This window comes from Bifidobacterium tissieri, assembly GCF_002259645.1.
Classification (GTDB): Bacteria; Actinomycetota; Actinomycetes; order Actinomycetales; family Bifidobacteriaceae; genus Galliscardovia; species Galliscardovia tissieri.
The window spans coordinates 65,127-86,800 of sequence record NZ_MWWV01000018.1; the positions used below are offsets into that span (position 1 = coordinate 65,127).

Annotated in this window: 12 protein-coding genes and 1 pseudogene; 11 read left to right on the forward strand and 2 right to left on the reverse strand. The window is 61.8% G+C overall.

Going from position 1 to position 21,674, the window contains the following annotated elements:
* The first annotated feature begins 117 nt into the window (after window positions 1-117).
* From BTIS_RS10110 to BTIS_RS10140, 7 genes and pseudogenes are all read left to right on the forward strand, one after another.
* Complete coding sequence (locus tag BTIS_RS10110) at window positions 118-783, forward strand: hypothetical protein (RefSeq protein WP_143248940.1); 666 nt, start codon at window positions 118-120, stop codon at window positions 781-783.
* A gap of 105 nt (window positions 784-888) precedes the next feature.
* Entirely contained in the window at window positions 889-2,202 is a 1,314-nt protein-coding gene (locus tag BTIS_RS10115; RefSeq protein WP_094665099.1) for an RNA polymerase sigma factor, read from the forward strand.
* Between the two features lie 127 nt (window positions 2,203-2,329).
* Window positions 2,330-4,582 (forward strand): DNA gyrase/topoisomerase IV subunit B, encoded by a 2,253-nt coding sequence (locus BTIS_RS10120; RefSeq protein ID WP_094665101.1) that lies wholly within the window; start codon window positions 2,330-2,332, stop codon window positions 4,580-4,582.
* A 178-nt stretch (window positions 4,583-4,760) separates the two neighbouring features.
* The gene (locus BTIS_RS10125) at window positions 4,761-6,065 is read left to right on the forward strand and encodes a hypothetical protein (protein WP_094665103.1); all 1,305 of its coding nucleotides are present in this window, start codon (window positions 4,761-4,763) and stop codon (window positions 6,063-6,065) included.
* A 113-nt stretch (window positions 6,066-6,178) separates the two neighbouring features.
* Window positions 6,179-7,168 carry a ribokinase gene (locus BTIS_RS10130; protein ID WP_094665105.1) on the forward strand — a complete coding sequence of 330 codons (990 nt, stop codon included), beginning with the start codon at window positions 6,179-6,181 and terminating at the stop codon, window positions 7,166-7,168.
* A 4-nt stretch (window positions 7,169-7,172) separates the two neighbouring features.
* Window positions 7,173-8,189 carry a LacI family DNA-binding transcriptional regulator gene (locus tag BTIS_RS10135; protein WP_094665107.1) on the forward strand — a complete coding sequence of 339 codons (1,017 nt, stop codon included), beginning with the start codon at window positions 7,173-7,175 and terminating at the stop codon, window positions 8,187-8,189.
* A gap of 51 nt (window positions 8,190-8,240) precedes the next feature.
* Window positions 8,241-12,539: pseudogene (locus BTIS_RS10140) on the forward strand (DEAD/DEAH box helicase); the annotation flags it as partial.
* 586 nt (window positions 12,540-13,125) lie between these two features.
* Here the strand turns inward: BTIS_RS10140 and BTIS_RS10145 are convergent.
* Window positions 13,126-15,747 (reverse strand): DNA gyrase/topoisomerase IV subunit A, encoded by a 2,622-nt coding sequence (locus BTIS_RS10145; RefSeq protein ID WP_245819417.1) that lies wholly within the window; start codon window positions 15,745-15,747, stop codon window positions 13,126-13,128.
* Between the two features lie 79 nt (window positions 15,748-15,826).
* Between BTIS_RS10145 and BTIS_RS10150 the strand changes: the two genes are divergently transcribed.
* Window positions 15,827-17,047 carry an alkaline phosphatase family protein gene (locus BTIS_RS10150; protein WP_094665111.1) on the forward strand — a complete coding sequence of 407 codons (1,221 nt, stop codon included), beginning with the start codon at window positions 15,827-15,829 and terminating at the stop codon, window positions 17,045-17,047.
* Window positions 17,048-17,061: 14 nt separating this feature from the next.
* Here BTIS_RS10150 and sepH read toward each other — a convergent pair whose 3' ends face one another.
* Window positions 17,062-18,096: a septation protein SepH gene (gene sepH, locus BTIS_RS10155; protein ID WP_094665113.1), complete on the reverse strand. Its 1,035-nt coding sequence runs from the start codon at window positions 18,094-18,096 to the stop codon at window positions 17,062-17,064.
* A gap of 139 nt (window positions 18,097-18,235) precedes the next feature.
* On the opposite strand from sepH, the gene BTIS_RS10160 reads away from it, so the two are divergent.
* The 3 genes from BTIS_RS10160 (at window position 18,236) to BTIS_RS10170 (ending at window position 21,452) form a co-directional block, all read left to right on the forward strand.
* On the forward strand, window positions 18,236-18,532 hold the full coding sequence (locus BTIS_RS10160) for a DUF4193 domain-containing protein (protein WP_093961389.1): 297 nt from the start codon (window positions 18,236-18,238) through the stop codon (window positions 18,530-18,532).
* A gap of 1 nt (window position 18,533) precedes the next feature.
* Window positions 18,534-19,007, forward strand: a complete 474-nt coding sequence (dut, locus tag BTIS_RS10165; protein WP_094665115.1) for a dUTP diphosphatase — start codon at window positions 18,534-18,536, stop codon at window positions 19,005-19,007.
* 114 nt (window positions 19,008-19,121) lie between these two features.
* Window positions 19,122-21,452, forward strand: a complete 2,331-nt coding sequence (locus tag BTIS_RS10170) for a RelA/SpoT family protein (RefSeq protein WP_094665117.1) — start codon at window positions 19,122-19,124, stop codon at window positions 21,450-21,452.
* Window positions 21,453-21,674 lie beyond the last annotated feature (222 nt).

Sequence of the window (21,674 nt, forward strand, 5' to 3'; positions counted from 1 at the left end):
ATGGCGGCACGCATAGTGGAAACGGGACGGAGGAACGACGGAATACGACTCCCGTTTCATCCGGGCCGATGAATGGACCGGACGAAACGGGAGCACGGACGCAAGGAGGCGACCACAATGACGATCGAAGTAGGGCTCAGACCGCTGGAAGGAGCCTACGCCACCGCAGAGGGGCGTGAAGCGATGAGAATGGACGACGCGGAGATCACCGAGCTTCGGCGGCGTTTCCGAGCCAACCGCAGAACTCAGGGAATACGACAGGCGGACATCGACTGGTTCCGGGATCCGTTCGATGTCTGGCATCGATGGCTGGTCAATGGTCTTGTCGAGGTCGCCCCCGAAGCGCTGATGAAGCTGTGCGTCGGCATGAACGAGACGCTGGCCATGCGCGACGCGATCATCCTTGCGCCGATGACGGGTGTGAGCAAGGACGATCTGTTCGAACTGGTGACGAACCCGCATTCGGAATCCAGCTCCGCGCTGGTGTGCAACACGTTGACCCGCGGGTTCGAGGACCCGTCCCTGTCGCCGAACCCGCAGCGCTGTCAGCGCAGTATCGATGCACTGGCGCATATGATCACGCTGGCTCCCGAGGACTACGGCGCACAGCCATTGGCGGCACTCGCCTATCTGCTGTGGTGGGTGGGCAGGGACGACCAGTCGCTGGCCTGTTCGCTCAGGGCGCTATATGTGGATGATTCCTGCACAATGGCCACGATTCTGCTGGGCGTCGTACAACGGGACATCCATCCGGCATGGATTCATGCCACCAAACGGGAATAATCGTCCTTGGAACGTGGTTCACTCTATTAGTTGACAATTTGCTCTTGCCATAAGTGTGTCTTCGTGCTATAGGAGACGCCGACAGGACGAACCAGGAGGACAAGTTTGGCCACCGAGAAGGCAACACGGAAGACGACCCGTACCAGGAAGACGTCAGGTGCCGCAAAGACGACGAAGACTCGCAAGAGCGCCGCCGCCAAGAAGGCCGAGCAGGAGCCGACCAAGCAGAACGGTGATCTGCTGGAAGGCGACGACCTGCTGGACGACGTCGAGGACATCGACGACGAGGATTTCGACGAGGACGATGTCGAAGACGTTGACGACGACACCGACATCGAGGAGTCGGACGACGACGAGAACTCGGGCGACGACTCCGAAGAGGAGGAGAAGCCCAAGCCGCCGGAACAGCCCAAGGAGAAGGGCGCGTTCGTCGTCACCGATCTGGATGACGACGACAACTACACCCCTTCGGGCAACCCGAAGCGTCGTGTGATCGCCACCGGTGCCACCGCGGACCCCGTCAAGGATTACCTCAAGCAGATCGGACGCGTCAGCCTGCTGAACGCCGAGCAGGAGGTTGACCTGTCCGAGCGCATCGAGGCAGGCCTGTACGCGCAGCATCTTCTGGACACCGAAGGCGACCAGCTTGACTTCAAGCGCAAGCGCGAGCTCAAATGGGCCGCGAACGACGGACGCAAGGCGAAGGACCACCTGCTGGAGGCCAACCTCCGACTCGTGGTCTCCCTGGCCAAGCGCTACACCGGACGAGGCATGCTGTTCCTGGACCTGATCCAGGAGGGCAACCTCGGTCTGATCCGCGCCGTGGAGAAGTTCGACTGGAAGAAGGGCTTCAAGTTCTCGACCTACGCCACCTGGTGGATCCGTCAGGCCATCACCCGAGCCATGGCCGATCAGGCCCGCACCATCCGCGTGCCCGTCCACATGGTCGAAGTCATCAACAAGCTCTCCCGCGTGCAGCGCCAGATGCTGCAGGATCTTGGTCGCGAACCCACGCCGGACGAGCTGGCCCGCGAGCTCGACATGCCGGTCGAGAAGGTCCAGGAGGTCCAGAAGTACGGTCGTGAGCCCATTTCGCTGCACACCCCGTTGGGCGAGGACGGCGATTCCGAGTTCGGCGATCTGATCGAGGACACCGATGCCATCGCGCCGTCCGACGCGGTCGCGTTCTCGCTGTTGCAGGAACAGTTCAAGCAGGTGCTCGAAACCCTGTCGCCGCGCGAGGCCGGAGTGATCAAGATGCGCTACGGTCTGGAGGACGGCCAGCCCAAGACCCTGGACGATATCGGCCGCGTGTACGGCGTCACCCGTGAACGCATCCGTCAGATCGAATCCAAGACGATGTCGAAGCTGCGTCACCCGTCCCGCTCCCAGACGCTGAGGGACTTCCTCGATCAGTGACCGGGTGACCGAAACCGGTTCCGTTCATTCGCTCCTCCGCCATACGGGGGAGCGTTTCCATGTGGGCATGCCGCGACGGCATGCGGTATAGGCGACGATACACGAGTCGCGTTAGCGAAGGAGGGCCATGGCGGCGCAGAAGGAAGAATACGGCGCGAAGGACCTGGCGGTTCTCGAAGGATTGGACGCGGTTCGCAAGCGTCCTGGTATGTACATCGGCACCACTGATTCCCAAGGACTCATGCACTGTCTCTGGGAGATCATCGACAACTCGGTGGATGAGGCGCTCGCGGGCTTCTGCACGCGGATCATCGTAACGCTGCACACCGATGGATCGATCACCGTGGCCGACAACGGTCGTGGCATCCCTGTCGACAAGGAACCCAAAACCGGTCTGAGCGGCGTGGAGGTGGTCCTCACCAAGCTGCATGCCGGCGCGAAGTTCGGCAATTCCTCATATAACGCCGTCGGCGGTTTGCATGGCGTGGGCTCCTCCGTGGTCAATGCGCTGAGCTCCCGACTGGACGTCGAGGTTGACCGTAACGGCAAGACCTATCGCATGGAGTTCCACCAGGGGCATCCGGGGGTCTATTCCGACGCCGACCCCGAGCATCCTTCACCGGATTCCCCCTTCAAGAAGACCCGCAAGCGGTCTCCGACCGAACTGCGTGAGGTGGGCACGGTGGACGCCAATGTCACCGGCACCCGCATCCGCTACTGGGCGGACCCCGAGATCTTCAACCGTACGGCGAAATTCAGCTACGAGCAGCTGATCGACCGCGTGCGGCAGACCAGCTTCCTCGTTCCGGGACTGTCGATCACCGTGATCGACGAGAACGTGCCGGAAACCGGTGACGAATCCATCGACGACGTGCGTGAGACGGATGATACGTTGCGGGAGCAGCGGGTACGCTCCGTCGAGGAGACGGCCGATGCCGAGACCGCCGGCGACGAAATCCCCGCATCGGCGACAGTGAAAGAGCGTTCCGGTCACGCCCGCGTGGAGGAGTTTTTTCACACCGGCGGCGTGGTGGATTACGTGGACTTTCTGTCCAAGGGCGAGCCGGTATGTGGCATCTGGCATATCTCCGGCGAGGGCACCTATGAGGAGGAGACCCAGGTGGTGGGTCCCACCGGCGACCTTCACGCCCAGATGGTCGAGCGCACCTGCGGGGTGGATATCGCACTCCGCTGGACCAATGATTATGACACCACCATCCGTAGCTTCGTCAACGTAGTGGAAACCCCCGGCGGGGGGATGCACGTGGATGGGTTCCTCAATGCGATCACCCGGCAGGTGCGCAAGACCGTGGAGGCCAATGCGCGTCGGCTCAAGGTGAATCTCAAGGACTCCAGTACCAAGATCGAACGCGATGATGTGACCACTGGTCTGGTCGCGGTGGTCACGGTGCGCATCGCCGAGCCGCAGTTCCAGGGACAGACCAAGGATGTGCTCGGCACAGCGCAGGTCAAGCCGATCGTCACCAGGCTCACCGACAAGCAGTTCGGCGAGATGATCACTGGTGCGAAACGCGGCTACAAGGAGCCGTCCTCCCGCGTGCTGGAGAAGATCGTCGGCGAGATGCATGCCCGCATTCAGGCACGCAAGACCAAGGAGGTCACGAGGCGGAAGAACGCGCTGGAATCCGCATCCATGCCGTCCAAGCTGTCGGACTGCCAGCCGGGCAACGACGATATCGCCGAGCTGTTCATCGTGGAGGGCGACTCCGCACTCGGCACCGCCAAGGCCGCCCGCAATTCCGGCTTCCAGGCCCTGCTGCCCATTCGAGGCAAGATCCTCAACGTGCAGAAGGCGTCGATCTCGCAGATGCTGGCGAACAAGGAATGCGGTGCGATCATTCAGGTGGTCGGTGCGGGATCGGGGGCGACCTTCGATATTTCGCAGGCGCGATACAACAAGGTCATCATGATGACCGATGCCGATGTGGATGGCGCGCACATCCGCATCCTGTTGCTCACCCTGTTCTACCGGTACATGCGGCCGCTCATCGAAGCCGGTCATGTGTATGCCGCCGTACCGCCACTGCACCGCATCGCGTTGACGGGCAAACGCAAGGGCGAATACATCTACACGTACTCCGATGATGAGCTGGCGTCGAAGCTCGAGCAGCTCCGACACGATCGTATCGGGTTTGATGAGGACATCCAGCGGTACAAGGGCCTGGGTGAGATGGATGCCGATCAGCTGGCCGACACGACCATGGATCCGCGTACGCGTATGCTGCGTCGCATTCGCATGGAGGACGCCGCCCAGGCCGCGGACATCTTCGACCTGCTTATGGGCGGTGAGGTGCCTCCGCGTAAGAAGTTCATCGTGGACAACGCCGACGACTTCGATCGGTCCAATATCGACGCCTGACGATTCGTGGCATGCCACTCGGTTGGTGCCGTGAAATGTGGATAACTTTTCAGTTATTCCACTTATCCACATTTCTGCACCGGTCGGTGGTAGCTGATTTTCCAACGTGCCATAGTGTGCCTTGCACAGGCCTTCCGGAAGGTCCGGCAGGGACAATGGTGCGCAAAGAAGGGTAATCATGTCCACGAAATTCAATATGGATGCCAGGGGATTCCTGCAGACGCTCAACAAGCTCGAGCGTCGGTTCGACGAGCTGACCTCGCGGGAATCGCAGCGGCGGGTGTACGAGAACAACGGCGTCAACCCCGAACCGCTTGACCATCGCCTGTATGTGCTGGCGCATGAGGTGTTCACCAATACCGGATGGTCCATGGACCTGTTCTCGGCGGCCGCATGCTTCGATGTGGCGCTGATGGACGAATGCCGGAGGTTCCTGCGAGGCTCCGCCTCGGTGGTGCGTCGGTATGGCCTGCCGGTATGGCTGTACGATCTGATGAGCGCGTCCACGCTCGCCGCCTATACGGGGGAGCCGTCCGACCGCATGCCGAAATGTATTCGCGTTCTCACCCCGCGTGAGCTCGCCATTCGCGGCATGGCGAAGGGGCGCAAGCGGTTTGGCACCAAGAAGCAGCGCAAGGAGGACGTCTGGCAGTTCGTTCGTGAGACCCATCGTCTCGGTGCCTTCACCATGCTCAAATGGGGCGAACAAGAGCCGAAAAGCCTGTCCATCGCCCGCATGATGCTCACTGATCCGGGCATCGGCATGAGCATGCTCCGCGACGACGCCGGCGTGGATGACATGGGTGCCGTTCCCGATTACCGGTATCGTCGTGTGGTCGCCTATGAGGAGGAGCTGATGGACGAGGTCGGTCGGTGGGACGCCGAACATCGGGATGGCGTCTCCGCGACCGATGATGGGTGCGGCTTTGCGGCCATCGGCGCGCGATATCTGCGTGACGCCGAGCGGCTGATCGAGGCGTATCGCCAACTGTGGGATACGGAGACGCCTCGATCACGTGATGTGCTGCTGTCCGCGGGCAACCGGGACGGCGATCGGGATATGCCGTTGTGGCAGAATCCGCTGACGTTGCGCAATCTCGCCATATCGTTGCTGGGGTCCGCTCTGTCGTCCGACCTGATCGTCGGATTCGAGGAGCGGGACCGCAGGACGTTCAATCGGGGTGTGGAGCAGCTGCGAGAGGCGATGACGATCGTAGGGGAGTCCGGTTTCGCCATGATGCCGAGGCTGCTGATCGATCGGTATGATCCCGGCGTCGAATCCCTGCTGTACTGCAGCGAGGAGGAATCCGAAACGCAGCAGCGATTGTTCCGGGACCTGTGCGAGGGCATGGCCTGTGTGGTGCTGCACCGAGTGACGGATGATCTTCCGGTCCGGCAAATGGCGATTGCGTTGATCGAATGCGAACTTGGCCAATACGAGGACCTGATCACTGATTGCGAGACCGCCGCTTGCCAAAAGTAGTTTAACGTTTTACCATAGGATAGGATGGTCGTTATGGCGGTCCTCGTGACGACGTTACGACGAAAACGACTCGCCGATGGCTCGTGCCCTTGGCCCAACGAAGGAGTTGTCATATGTCTCAAGCAAGCAATCGGGATGAGGTGTTCTCACTGCTCGAATCCTTTGCCTCGGCCGACGAAGCCATCGCTGTGGTGGGTTCGATGAACGCCGACTATACCGTGACTACCGAGCGTCTTCCCAAGCCGGGTGAGACCGTGAACGCCGGACCGTTGCGGGTACTGCCCGGCGGCAAATCCGGAAATCAGGCTGCGTCCGCAGCCCGGATCGGCGCACGGGTGCGTCTGCTCGGTGCCGTGGGACAGGATGCGAACGCCGAGTTCCTGCTCGGTAAACTGAAGGACGCCGGCGTCGACGTGTCGGACGTGCTGCATGTCCCCGGTCCCAGCGGCACCACGGTCATTACCGTGGACGCAAACGGTGAGAACACGATCGTCTATTCGCCTGGCTCCAATGCCAAGGTGGATGTCGACTACATCCATGACCACGCATCCGTCATCACCGAGGCCGCTGTGCTGGGACTCTGCCTGGAAAGCCCGCTGCCGGCTGTGATCGAGAGTGCGCGTATCGCCCATGAGGCCGGCGTCAAGGTGTTGGTCAACGATTCCCCGTTCATCCCGGAACTGCCGGCCGAGTTGATCGCCAATTCCGACATCCTTCTCGTCAACGAGCATGAAATGAGCCAATTGCTTGGAGTGGACGAGCCGGAGGACGGCGATTGGGACGGCATGGACTGGACGTCGGTGGCGGCTGCGCTGCACGACTTCGGCTATGAGCAGGCCGTGATCACACTCGGCGGCGACGGCAGCGTGGTCATCGACGGAGAAACCGTGGAACGCATCAGCCCGGTGCGCGTGAACGCCGTGGATACCACGGGCTGCGGCGATTCGTTCATGGGTACCATTCTCGCCGGCCTCGCCTCCGGCCTCACGCTGGGCAGGTCCGCTCAGGTGGCGTCCTATGTGTCCGCTTACGCGGCCACCGGCTCCGGCGCTCAGGCCTCCTACGGCGATGTCCGTCAGATCCGAGAGCTGTTCGGCGTCTGATCATATGGGAGGACGAACGACGATCCGAGACGTCGCCGCTGAGGCCGGCGTCTCGGTCACGGCTGTGTCTCTGGTACTGAACAACCGACCGTCGCGGGTCTCCGAGGAACGTCGCAGAATCATACTCGAGACAGCCGAACGATTGCACTATGTACCCAATCAGGTTGCCCGCACGCTGGTGACACAGCGGTCCATGATGCTGGCCCTCGTCGTACCGGACATCCAGAACCTGTTCTTCGCCGCCTTGGCGAAACGCGTGGAGGATGAGTGCCGGCAAGCGGGGTATTCGTTGATAATCGCCAACAACTCCGATTCCCGTGCCGCGGAGTCGGATATCATGCGCAGATTGTCCGCCCGCGGGGTGGACGGCATATTCCTGATCGCCGCAGGGGAATCCTGCGTGGATGTGGATGACCTGCGGTCGGATGTGGCTGAATGCCGCTGCCCGGTGCTGTTCGTCGATCGCCTTGTCGATCTCGACTGGATCGACGGCGTCGGTATCAATAACCGTGCCGGAGGTCGTATGGCGGCGCAGTTCCTGCTGGAATGCGGGCACCGGCGCATCGCCTGCATATCCGGCGACATTCGCGTCGGCAATGCCTACGAACGCCGGGAGGGATTCATTCAGGCGCTGTGTGATGCCGATGGCATCACACCGGTCATCGTGGCCGAGGGCGACTACCGGTTCGAAGGCGGATACGATGCGGCGGACTCCGTACTGGACTCGGACGCCACCGCCGTGTTCTGCTGCAACGATCTGATGGCCATGGGACTAATGCGACGCATGCATGAGCGAGGTATGAACGTGCCTGATGATATGTCCGTGATCGGATACGACGGCATAGCCGAACGATTCGGATTCGACAATCCGCTCACCACTGTGGGACAGAAAATCGGATGGCTGGCCCACGAGACAGTGAAACTCATGCTGGAGCGTATCGAGCAGGACAAGGAGTCGGAGCCCCGACACGTCATCCTGCCGCCGGAACTGATCCGCCGAGGAACCGTACGGATCATCTGAGCACCGGTCGTCGGAACCTGTATGTCGGAGCGGATGGCAAGAATCAAAGACATGAGTGACATAACCCTTCCGGAATGGTTCTCCATTGAGACCCGGGACTGGTTCGTTCACGCCTTCGGATCTCCCACCGACGTGCAACGTGCGGCGTGGGATGCGATCCGATCCGGCGGCAACGTGCTGGTCACCGCGCCGACCGGATCGGGAAAGACTCTCGCCGCGTTCCTGTCCGCCATCGATGCGGTGATCCGGGACCGGATGGCCGGTCACGGCGATGCGACGGATGTCACGGATACCAAAGCCAAGCCGAAGCGCAACGGCGTCAGTATCCTGTACATCTCCCCGCTGAAAGCGTTGGGGACGGATGTGGCCAGAAACCTGCGTCAGCCGATCGATGGCATCGCCGAACAATTCGACCGGAACCATCGTCAGATCCCCAGGATCACCATAGGAGTACGCAGCGGCGATTCCACACCGCAGGAACGCCGCGCCATCGCGTCCCACCCGCCCGACATCCTCGTCACCACGCCGGAATCCCTGTACCTGATGCTCACATCGAAGACCCGGCGGATTCTCTCCACGGTGAATACGGTGATCATCGACGAGGTCCACGCCCTTGTCGGCACCAAACGCGGCGTGCATCTGACGCTCAGCCTGGAACGACTGGAACACCTGGCCGGGCCATTCCAACACATCGGACTCAGCGCCACGATACGTCCTGTCGAAACGGCGGCCGAATTCCTCGCCGGCGACCGTGCCGTCTCCATCGTCGCTCCGAAGGGATCCCCGTCATTCCAGCTGCACATCATCAATCCCGCCGACGCCATGAACGACATGGAGATCTCCGCATCCGCCGACGAAGACGACAATCATGGGTCGGTATGGCCAAAGGTCGAACAATCGATACTGGACGATGTCCTCGACCATCACACCACCTTGGTATTCGTCAATTCACGCGGACTATGCGAAAAACTCACCGCTCGGCTTAACGACCTGTACGCGGAACGACTGCACGGCGATCTGCCAGTCCGTTATCGAAACCGTACTCATTACGACGCCGTGGCCGGCTCCAGCACCATGCTCGTGCACGACCATGCCCCCGACGACATCATCGCCATGGCCCACCACGGGTCTGTATCCAAGGACAGACGACGTCAAGTGGAAGCCGACCTCAAGGAAGGCCGACTCAGATGCGTGGTGGCCACCAGCAGCCTCGAACTCGGCATCGACATGGGGTCGATCGATCTGGTCATCCAGGTGTCCCCGCCATTCTCGGTGTCCAGTGCCCTGCAGCGCGCCGGACGCGCTGACCATCACGTCAACGGCACATCCCAGACCCGATTCTATCCACTCACCAGAGAACAGATACTGCTCACCACCGCCACCGTCGAGGCCATGCGGTCCGGAAGCATCGAGCCGCTGTCCATTCCCGCCAATCCGTTGGACATACTGGCGCAGCAGACGGTTGCGGCGGCGGCCATGGACAACCTTGATCACGACGACTGGTACCACACCGTCCGTCGCGCAGCCCCCTACCGTCACCTCGATCATGCTGCATTCGACGCGACGATCGGCATGCTGTCCGGACAATACAACGGGGAGGAATTCTCTCTGTTCCGCCCCGCGCTGGTATGGAACCGCGATACCGGAACCATCAGCGGCAGACCCGGAGCACAGCGTCTCGCCGTGACCTGTGGAGGGACCATCCCCGATCGAGGCACCTACAGTGTGGTCCTGACCGACGAAGCCGCAGGAGGAGGCCCCAAACGCGTCGGGGAACTCGACGAGGAAATGGTCTACGAGTCACGCATCGGCGACGTGATCACCCTTGGCACCTCCACATGGCGCATCCACGACATCACCCACGACCGCGTCATCGTCACGCCGGCACCGGGGCAGACCGCCCGACTGCCCTTCTGGCATGGCGACGGCCCCGGCAGGGATGCCGACAGTGGTCGGACCATAGGCCGTATCACCCGCGAACTGTCCGACGGCATCCAGCCCGATGGACTGTTCGACGCCACCACGCTCCGCCGGTTGCACGCCGACGGGCTCGACGACCAGGGCATCGACGAACTCGCCCGGTTCCTCACCGAACAGCGCACGGCCACGGGAACCATTCCCGACGACCGCACCCTGCTCGTCGAACGATGCCAGGACGAGGACGGCGACTGGCGAGTGATCATCCACTCACCATACGGCCGACGCATCCACGAGCCCTGGGCCATGGGCATCGACATGCGGCTACGCGAACGGTACGGCTATGAAGGACAGACCATGGCCGCCGACGACGGCATCGTGCTCCGGGTTCCCGACACGGATACGCCGCTGCCATGGAAGACGCTGATCACCTTCGACCCGGTTGAGCTCGAGGCCCTCGTACGGCAGCACGTCGCCGGCACGGCGCTGTTCGCCGCGCGATTCCGGGAAAACGCCGCACGTTCCCTGTTCATGCCGCGCATGAATCCCAGCAAGCGCGTCCCGCTCTGGCAGCAACGACTCCGCGCAGCCCAACTGCAGACCGCGGCATCCGGCATCCCCGGGTTCCCGCTTATCCTCGAAACCGCACGAGAATGCCTCCAGGACGTCTATGACATGACGGCATTGCGGGACATGATGGCCGCGCTCGCCGACGGACGCATCGCCGTGGTCTGCGCCCAGACCGCCTCGCCTTCACCATTCGCCCGATCGCTGCTGTTCGGATACACCGGCGCCTACATGTATCAGTACGATGTGCCGCAGGCCGAACGTGCCGCGGCCACGCTGGCATTGGACCCCGATCTGCTCGCCGGCCTTCTGGGCGATGACACCGCCCCAACCGGACTGCTCGACTCGCAAATCGTCACGGACACCGAAGCCGAATTGCAGTGCCTGATCCCGGACCGTCGCAAACACGGCAAGGAGGGTGTGGCGGACCTGCTACGCCTGTTGGGGCCGCTTACCGTGGGCGAGATCGCGGCACGACTCCGAGACGGCGACTCGGCGGAGGAGCATGTTGAACGGCTGCGACACGAACATCGGGCAATCTCGTTGGATATCCGTGGTGTCATCTATTGGGCCGCACCTGAGGACGGCCGCCGTCTCGATGAGGATCCGGATGATCTGATTCTTCGGTACGCCGGGACGCATGGTCCATTCACAGCGGAGACCATCGCCGTCCGATTCGGACTGCATCTGGGGCAGACCCGTGCCGAGCTCAACGATCTCACGGAGGAGGGGCGGCTGTTGCGGGGCTCCTTCATTGCCAATGGCGATGGCGTCGATGTCGGGGCCAACGAGAGCGATATCGAGGATAGCGGCGCAGTCGGCGGCACGGATATGGTGCGCTGGCTGCATCCACGGGTCTTCCGCATGCTTCGTCGGAGGTCGCTGAACAAGGCCCGTGCGGCCGTGCGGCCGGTCTCCTGTCATGTATATCAGGAGCTGGTGATGCAGCGGCTCGGACCCCAACAGGTCGGAGGGCAGCGCTACGAGGGAGTGGACGGACTGCTCGACGTCATCGAACTCATGGAAGGTGTCGCATTGCCTGCGCACGTGTGGGAATCATCGGTGTTCCCTTCCCGCGTGCGGGGATACCATGCCGGTATGCTCGACGAATTACTGGCATCCGGCGACGTGTTCTGGGTGGCGAAGACGGGCAAGGGGTCGGCAAGAACCATCATCTGGTATCTTGCGGACTCCCCGTTATCACAAGACAACGTGTTGAGCGATGATGAACCGGGAGTGCCCGACCCCTTGCTGGATGGAGATGCCCGATACGCTCGCGAGCTCAAGCCCGACGACATGTCGAGCGATGCGTTTCTGAACTGGATGAGGACACTGATGTGGGATGGGATGATTACCAGCAGCTCGTTCGCGCCGGTTCGGGCGGTGATCGATGGCGGCGCGATTCCAACACGGCGGGCATCCCGTCGGCGATCACGTGCCGTCGGTTTCATGGGAAGAGGTTCACGAGGGCGTGTCCGTCCGACCATTATCGATGCCGAGCTACCGGGACTGTGGTCCCTGACGTTCCCCGGTGGACGGAGTCAGGATGATCATGACGAACAAGATCATGACGGACCGGATTATGACGAGCTGGATTCCCCGCGCAACGCATCGGCGGATATGGCCAGAATGGCGGCGCGACATGCCGTGGACACCGTCGATGGACTGCTGAACCGCTACGGTGTGGTCAGCGCATCGCTGATCGAAATGATCGGTCTTGCCGGAGGCTTCTCCGGGATCTACCCGGTGCTGCGACGCATGGAGGACCGGGGGGATGTGATCCGAGGCATGTTCGTGGACGGTTGCGGTGCCGCCCAGTTCGCCAGAAGGGATACGGTTGACGCCCTGCGTGGCATCACCGAGGAACGCTCCCACGAACGTCGGGGGCATGGATCCCCGGTCGTCATGGATGTGCTTGATCCTGCGTGCCTGTTCGGGGCCATGATCCGTTGGCCGGACCCAATGCCGATCACAGGGCCGGCCGATGTGGAGACACATGCCGTCATACGTCCCACGCGCAGGGATGGCACGTTGATCGTGGTGCGCGAAGGCATGGCGATACTGTACGCCATGCCGCGGAGCCATCATCTGGTGGTGTTCGTCGATCCTGATGGGGGTATCTATGATGATGACGTGCTACGTCGGTCCTTCAGTGAACTGGCATATGCATGCCGTGGCAGATTCCGATCAACGACGTTGTTCTGCGACGTCAACGGCGTGCCGCTGACGCGTGGGAATCCGCTATGGAGGATCATGCACGCCGCAGGATTCGCGCCCTCTCCGCAGGGGCTGAAGATATATCCGTAGCGTGTGACCTGGCGGTTCCGTTCCTCCGCCATTCGCGATAGATCCTGCAAATGAGTCCGCCCGTGCACACGATCATGAACGCGTACACGGGCGGGTTGAATGATGCGGGACGGATGCCGGACACCATCCCACGGGACCATGCCGGTCAGGCCACGAATGCGATGGGGGAGTCCAGATCCGCGCCGGATCCGTCGCGGCGCATATCCGGCGCGGGCAACGTGACGGGCGAGCCCGAGCCACTGGATGCGAGCAGCGGCCACAACCCCACCTTGGCTAGGATCAGTGTGTTCTGGCCCTTGAGGAACCGCTGGGAGCGCACACCGCCGGTGCCACGGCCCTTGGTCGGGTACAGTTCCAGCGGCGTGATCTTGGCGCTGCCGTTTTCCGTGCCCTCGAGCGCATCGGAATCGCCGGCGACGGTAAGCACCACGGCCCCCGAATGCACGGGATCGCCATTCGCGTCCTCCGACTCGGTCCAAGCCAGTCTGCCGGCGGACACGACCGCGAACTCGGCCACCCGGCATCCTTCGGCGAGACGGATGCCCGCCATACCGGACGAGTTGCGTCCCTGAGCGCGGACATTGCCGGCGTCAAACGTCAGCAACGAGGAATCCGTGGACACGAACACCAGTCGATCCTCGTCGGCGGCCGGGGCGGCGGCGAGCGCCACGTCACCGTCCTTGAGATCGATCACACTCCAGGAGTCCATGGTGGTCGGGGATTCGCGGTTCCATCGTTTGATCACGCCGCCGCGCGTGCCGATGGCCAGTGGTCGCTCATCGTCCAGGGCCACGGCGGCGATGACATGCTCGCCGTCGACGGGCTTGGTGTTCTCCGTCATCGTCAGCAGTTCGTCCGCGGGCACGCCCCCGGAGACGTTCGGCTCGGCGATGGCCGGGAGAGCAGGCAGATCCGCCACATGGGCCAGCACAAAACGTCCGGCGGATGTCACCAGACCGTAATCGGATGTCGTGGTGGTGCGGAACGCCGAGATGATCTCATCATTCGCGCAGCGTGGCGTGTCGGTGTTGCGCGCGTTCAGGGCGTCGATCGCGCTTTCCCCGCTGCGGGCGATCAGTCCGGATGCGGAGAGCAGCACGGTGCATGGCTCGTCACTGATCGTCAATGGAGTGGAGGCGTCTGCCTGGACGGACGCGGCCTTGGCCATGCTCGTCGCATTGCTGATGGCCTTGGCCGCAACGGCATCAGCACCGGAGAGGTTCGATGCCTCGCTATGCACGGGGGAGAGCTCGCCGCTCGGCGCGGAATCGAGGAGCACCGTTCGACGGGGAGTGCCCCACTGGGCCACCGCCTGATCCATCTCATCGGTCACCACACGATCCAGTCGATCGTCGGAGCCGAGAATCTCGTCAAGCTCCTCGATGCGGCGGCGAAGATCGTCACGCTCGGCCTCCAGTTCGATACGGCTCATTCGGGTCAGGCGACGGAGCCGCAGGTCAAGAATGTACTGCGCCTGGATGTCATCGAGATCGAACACCGCCATCAGACGGGTCTTGGCCGTATCGGCGTCCTCGGATCCGCGGATCACTTGGATCACCTCGTCGATGTCGATCAGAGCCAGCAGCAGGCCTTCGACCAGATGCAGGCGTTCCTGTGCCTTGCGACGACGATAGGCGCTACGCCGACGCACCACGGTCCGACGATGATCGATCCACACCTGCAACAGCTCGCGAAGCCCCATGGTACGGGGGCGGCCGTCCACCAGGGCCACGTTGTTGATCGTGAACGAATCCTGCAGCGGCGTGTGCCTGAACAGCTGGGCGAGCACGGCCTCGGGATTGAATCCGGTCTTCACCTCGATCACCAGACGTGTGCCGTTATGACGGTCGGTCAGATCGATCGCACCGGTGATTCCCTCGAGCTTCTTGTTCTTCACCCCTTCGGAAATGCGCTCGAGCACCTTCTCGGGCCCTACCATGAACGGCAGCTCGGTCACCACAATGCCCTTCTTGCGCGCCGTGATGTTCTCGACATGCGTCACCGAACGTGTGACGAACGAACCACGGCCGTTCTCGTAGGCATCACGGATGCCGTCGCGGCCGATGATGATGCCGCCGCCGGGCAGATCGGGGCCGGGGACATACCGCATCAGGTCATCCACGGTTGCCTCGGGATGGGTCATCAGATACTTTGCCGCGGCCACCACCTCGCCAAGGTTATGGGTGACCATGTTCGTGGCCATGCCCACTGCGATTCCCGACGATCCATTGACCAGCAGGTTCGGAATCGCGGCCGGAAGCACCTCAGGCTCCTGCAGCTTGTTATCGTAGTTCGCGCGAAACGCCACGGTGTCCTCGTCGATGTTGGCGTTCATGCCCAATGCCGCCGGTGCCAGACGCGCCTCGGTGTAACGGGATGCCGCCGGACCGTCATCAAGCGAACCGAAATTGCCGTGACCGTCGACCAGCGGAAGGCGCATGGCAAACGGCTGTGCCAGGCGGACCATGGCCTCATAGATAGCGGAATCGCCGTGCGGATGGAGCTTGCCCATCACCTCGCCCACCACACGGGCCGACTTCATATACGAGCGGTCGGGAGTCAGATTCATCTCACCCATCTGATAGATGATGCGCCGCTGCACGGGTTTGAGTCCGTCACGGGCGTCCGGCAGCGCGCGAGCGTAGATCACCGAATACGCGTATTCAAGGAACGAATGGCTCATCTCCTCGTTGAGCGGCGTATCGACGATGTTCTCCTGCACCGTGCGAGGATCGAACGAGGGCTTGGTCTTATGCTTCGTGGCCAACGCTTGAACTCCTTTGCGAACGTAAATCAACCATCCATATTACGACGACTTGACGGGAAGCAGTGGTTCAATGGAAGGCATGAGTGTGGAAGTGCCCGACCCGAACGAGCTGTTGAGACTGCAGCCGACCGTACGATACGACGACAGAAACGAACAGGGTCGTGGAGGCGCACGTCACCTGAGTGCGGTGCTGCCGGCGATCAGCGCCGCCATGGGACACCCCCTTCCGACGCCGGTCCACAGCGATCCCGAATTCGCCCGTGAACAGCTCGGACTGCCCGAGGCGGCCAGCGTCGTCGTCGTTCTGGTCGATGGACTCGGATTTTGGAATCTGGCCATGCGCCGCGGCCATGCACCGTATCTGCGTTCGTTGCTCGATGATTCGTCCTGCTCGACGCCGATCTCCACCTGCTATCCCAGTACCACCGTCGCCGCCATGAGTACATTCGGCACCGGTACCTGCCCGGGATTGACCGCGATGACCGGGTACACCCAGATGAATGTTCAGACCAACGAGATATGCCAGCTCATTCAATTCAAGGGGGCTCCGGAGCCTCTGGAGTTGCAGCGTCAGCCGACGATCTTTGAACGGCTCAGCGCCGAAGGCGTCCGGGTCACATCCTCCGGGCTGCCGAAATTCGCGGCGTCGCCACTCACGCAGGCTGCCTTCCGTGGTGCCGATTACGTCTCCAACGTGCTGCCCCGGGACCGTGTGCTCGCTGCGGCCAAGGCCGCCCGCACGCCTGGTCTCACCTACCTGTACATTCGTGACGCGGATAAGACCGGACACAACTACGGATGGGATTCCGATCGGTGGGTCGGCGCGTTTGAACGTATCGATGCCCAGCTCGGACTGTTGAAGCGCAGCGTGCCCAGGGGGACATTGATTGTGGTGGTCGCCGATCACGGCATGATCTCCACGGATCCCGATCTGCGCATCGATATCGCCCAGGAGCCGATGCTGGCACAGGGCGTCCAAGCCGTGGGAGGGGAGCCGCGGGCGCTCATGCTGTATCTTGAGCCGGAATGCTCCGCCGATGAGGTGGCCGATCGATGGCGGGATCGACTGGGGGACAGGGCGCTGGTTCGAACCCGTGATGAGGCGGTGGCCGATGGGGTCTACGGTCCGGTCGATCCTCGTGTCGTGCCGATGATCGGAGATGTGCTGGTGAGCGCCGCCGGACGGACGACCATTGTGGATTCCCGCATTCAGACCGATAAGGCGACCCGTCTGCCATCCGTGCATGGATCGCAGACATCCGCCGAAATGGACATCCCGCTGCTGATCGACATGGCCTGACGGCGTCGATCCGGTTATTCTCCGAACAGTATCTCGTCCCAGCTGGGAACGGCCGACCGACGGCCTTTTCGCCGTGGTTTCGCCGACGGCTCGCCAACATCGGTCGCATCGCCATGCGCGCCCGGCACCAGTGACGGAACCCCATCATGATCGGGTTCCGCCGATCCGGACGTTGACGGCTGCGGGGCGTCCGGAGCGGTTTCCTTGACTGTGGTTCCGTCTCCCTTTCCGTACAGCCACGCGTCCGTGGTCGTGGATGCGCCGTCGCCGGATTGCTTCGGTGAATCCTTGCGATGCTCTGACGAATCCGGAATCCGTGCCGCGATGGCGGTCGTTTCTTTCGAAGCGCCGGAGGAAACGCCATGAGTGTCCGAAATATGGACGCCGTTATCGGAATTTTTGGACCGCTGTTCATGGTCGGAACGGAAAGGGGATTCCGGTGGTTCCCCTCCGTTTGGTTCAAAGCGTTTGGCCTTCATCAGCATGCCTGCCGTGGAATTCATCGGCGTGACGGAATTGTCGCGCATATCCCATGCCCATTCCGCTTTGATCAGGCGGCCCGCAGTTTCGAACGACGCGTGAATCCGCCACGGTTCGCGCGCATGACGAGTGGCTGACCAGCGGACCGTATCCATGGGAATGTGCGCCGCCCTCAGTGAGGTCTCGACCACGTCGACCATGCTCCTGCTACGCGAGGTTCCGGAGGCCGGCGCGGAGAAGAACTGGTTGATGGCGTACTTCTTCTCCGTCTCCACGGGCTGGGAGAAACGCCGTACCAGCACTTCGCTGATGGAGTAGTTCTTTGCCACTTCACTGGGGCTGTGCCCGGCTCGAATCATCGATTGGATCATGGAAATGGGGATCGTGGCACTGGACTGTGGATCCGGGGCGTCTCCACGTTCCACCCGGATCTGCTTGCTGGTGAGAATGCCTTGTTCAAGGCGGTCATCGATACGTACGAGGAAGGAATGACCATCCATCGAGAAGACCAGATCGCCATTTGTATCGACACGTTCGAAATGCGCCACCTTGAGCGTTTCATCCGACATACAGGTACCCGACTTCCTACAAAGATCACCAATACTTCTATTGTGCCCCACGTGTCGGAATTTTGCGGGTATTTGAAATCGTGTATCCTATGGCGCAGAACATGACACCATGTCTTTCGAACAGGAAAGGAGCCCCATCATGGCGCAGGATTACGATACCCCCAGAAGCAAGGACGAGGACGAGGAGTCCATCGAGGCCCTGGGCAAGAGTTCGCGGCAGAATCAGGCCGGCGACATCGACGATGATGAGAACGCCATTGCCGAAGACTATGAGCTGCCCGGTGCCGATCTGAGCAACGAGGATTCCTCGGTGACCGTCATCCCGATGCAGGGCGACGAATTCGTCTGCTCCGAATGCTTCCTCGTCAAGCATCGTAGCCAGCTGGCCTACACCACCGACGACGGCGACCCCGTGTGCGAGGAGTGCGCCGGCTGATATGGCATACGACGAGACATACAACGGTCCGGAAAACGTGGAGGTGCTTGTCAGGTCGCTGACTGGCGAGCCCGTCGACCTGCATTACGCCCATGGCGGGGATGCAGGTGCCGACCTGCGGACCACCGAGCGAGTGGAGCTCAGACCCTTCGCGCGGGCTTTGGTGCCTACCGGTGTGGCCATGGCGCTTCCTGCGGGGTATGTGGGGCTGGTTCATCCCCGTTCCGGACTGGCGGTCAAGCAGGGTGTGACCGTGCTGAACGCCCCGGGAACGATTGACGCCGGATATCGCGGAGAGATCAAAGTGCCGCTGATCAACCTCGACCCCGAACACACCGTGGTCTTCGAACCGGGGGATAGGATCGCGCAATTGGTCATCCAGCGATACGTCGAGGCCAGATTCATCGAAGCCGAGCGACTGCCTGGATCCGATCGTGCGGAACGCGGATTCGGCTCCACCGGCGTGCGTTCCTGAGATGGAACGGTGTATCTTCGCGAACCGGAGGCGAATGCAACGGTTCGCGGGGAAACTCATTACAATGGGCAACACTACAGCCGCGTAAGAGACGCGTAGGAGAGGAGAGCATTTATGGCCGAACAAGGCGATGACAAGCCCAAGGATATCTCCGCACACGCGTTGGGTTGTGAGATCAGCGCAGACCCTCTCAACCCTTTGCTGCCCATTCGGCAGATGTGCGAATTGCACCATCCCGACGATGATCTGTCGATCCTGCAGCGGGCGTATGACCGAGCGGTGATCCAGCACGCCCCACAGCGGCGCAAGTCGGGCGAGCCATATATCATCCATCCGCTGGCGGTGGCACAGATCCTCGCCGATCTGGGCATGGGGCCGCTGGTCGTGGCCGCGGGACTGCTGCACGACACCGTGGAGGACACCGACTATACGCTCGATCAGTGTCGCAAGGAGTTCGGCGATACCGTGGCCGGTCTCGTCGACGGCGTCACCAAACTGAGCAAAATGGATTATGGCGATTCCGCGCAGGCGGAGACCATCCGCAAGATGGTGGTGGCGATGAGTCGCGATGTCCGTGTCCTGGTCGTCAAACTGGCCGATCGTGTGCACAACGCCCGCACCTGGCGCTACGTCAAGACACCCAGCGCTCAACGCAAGGCCCGGGAGACGCTCGATGTGTATGCGCCGTTGGCGAACCGTCTGGGTATGAACGCCATCAAGACCGAGCTTGAGGAATTGAGCTTCAAGGTTCTTCATCCGAAGATCTACAACGAGATCGTCGTGCTGGTGGCGCGTCGCGCCGGGCAGCGTGAGGTCTATCTCAAGCAGATTCTCGAAGAGGTCAACGCCGATCTGAAGAAGCAGAACGTCAAGGCGTACGTGACCGGTCGGCCCAAGGACTACTTCAGCATCTACCAGAAGATGATCGTTCGAGGACATGATTTCGAGAACATCTACGATCTGGTGGGCGTGCGCATCATCGTCGATTCGATCCGAGACTGCTATGCGGCCCTCGGTGCCGTGCATGCACGATGGAACCCCGTTCCCGGACGGTTCAAGGATTACATCGCCATGCCGAAGCTCAATATGTATCAGAGCCTGCACACCACCGTGGTGGGCCCGGGCGGCAAGCCTGTGGAGATCCAGATCCGCACGTGGGATATGCATCGTCGTGCGGAATTCGGCATCGCCGCCCATTGGAAGTACAAGGAGAACGGTCAGGCCGGCCGTGCCCTGTCCTCCCCGGACAAATCGGATCGCAAGCGCGAAAGCCAGGACGACTACAAGGAGCTTTCTGAGGCCGACAACCTCAAGTGGATCCAGCAGCTCGCCGACTGGACCAGCGAGACGCCGGACTCCGACGAGTTCCTTGGATCCCTCAAACAGGATCTCGGTTCCGCCGAGGTCTACGTGTTCACGCCGAAGGGCAAGATCGTCTCCCTTCCTGCGAATGCCACACCCGTGGATTTCGCCTATGCCGTGCACACCGAAGTCGGTCATCGCACCATGGGCGCCCGTGTCAATGGGCGTCTGGTCCCGCTGGATACCAAACTCGACAACGGGGATACGGTGGAGATCCTCACCTCCAAATCCGACACCGCCGGACCGTCTCGTGACTGGCTGAGCTTCGTCAAAAGCCCCAAGGCCCGCAACAAGATCCGTCAATGGTTCAGCAAGGAGCGTCGCAGCGAGGCCATCGAGGAGGGGCGCGACGAACTGACCCGCGCCATGCGCAAGCGCAACATGCCGATCTCCGCGCTGTTGACGCCTGAAGCGCTTATCGGCGTGGCGGAGGAACTCAACTATCCTGATCCGAATGCGGTATTCGCGGCGATCGGCGAGGGACAGGTCTCCACGCAGAACGTCATCTCCCGACTGGTCAAGGACGTCGGCCCCGCTGAAGTGGACGACGAGGTGGAGCAGGAGGCGCTGCCGTTGCAGCGCGTGCGCAACGTCGACAACACGCCGGGCATCTCCGTCAAGGGGGTCAGCGACGTGTGGGTCAAGCTGGCCAAATGCTGTATGCCGGTTCCCGGGGACGCCATCGTCGGCTTCATCACCAAGGCCCAGGGAGTCTCCGTGCATCGGGCCGACTGTCAGAATCTCATCGACCTGAAGAAGCATCAGGGTGATCGCATCGTCGAAGTGTCATGGAACAGCACGAACGGGACGTTCCTGGTGAAGATCCAGGTCGAGGCGCTTGACCGCCCTCATCTGCTCAGCGATGTGACCCGCATGCTGTCCGATCATGGGGTGAACATCATCTCCGGCACGATCTCGACGGGCGACGACCGCGTGGCTACCAGCCAGTTCGTGTTCGAAATGGCCGACCCCCAGCATCTCAACACACTGCTGTCCGCGGTGCGCAGGATCGATGGCGTATTCGACTGCTATCGCATCACCGGAGCCAAGGACAGCGCTGAGCCACGGCTGCGGCATATGTGACATGTGACCAGAAATCGTAATTCATCTGGGTTCACGGAAGCCGGTCGGATGGGGAATGACCATCCGACCGGCTCCTTTGTACTTGGACCCTGTCCACTGTCCACTACTTATTGTCGCAAAACGCAGGAAGGTCCCTTCACTCCCGAAAGGGCCAAAAGGCGGGACGGGAGTGAAGGAACCTTCCTGTCGGTGTATCCGGGTGCTTATCCGGAATCGTGAACA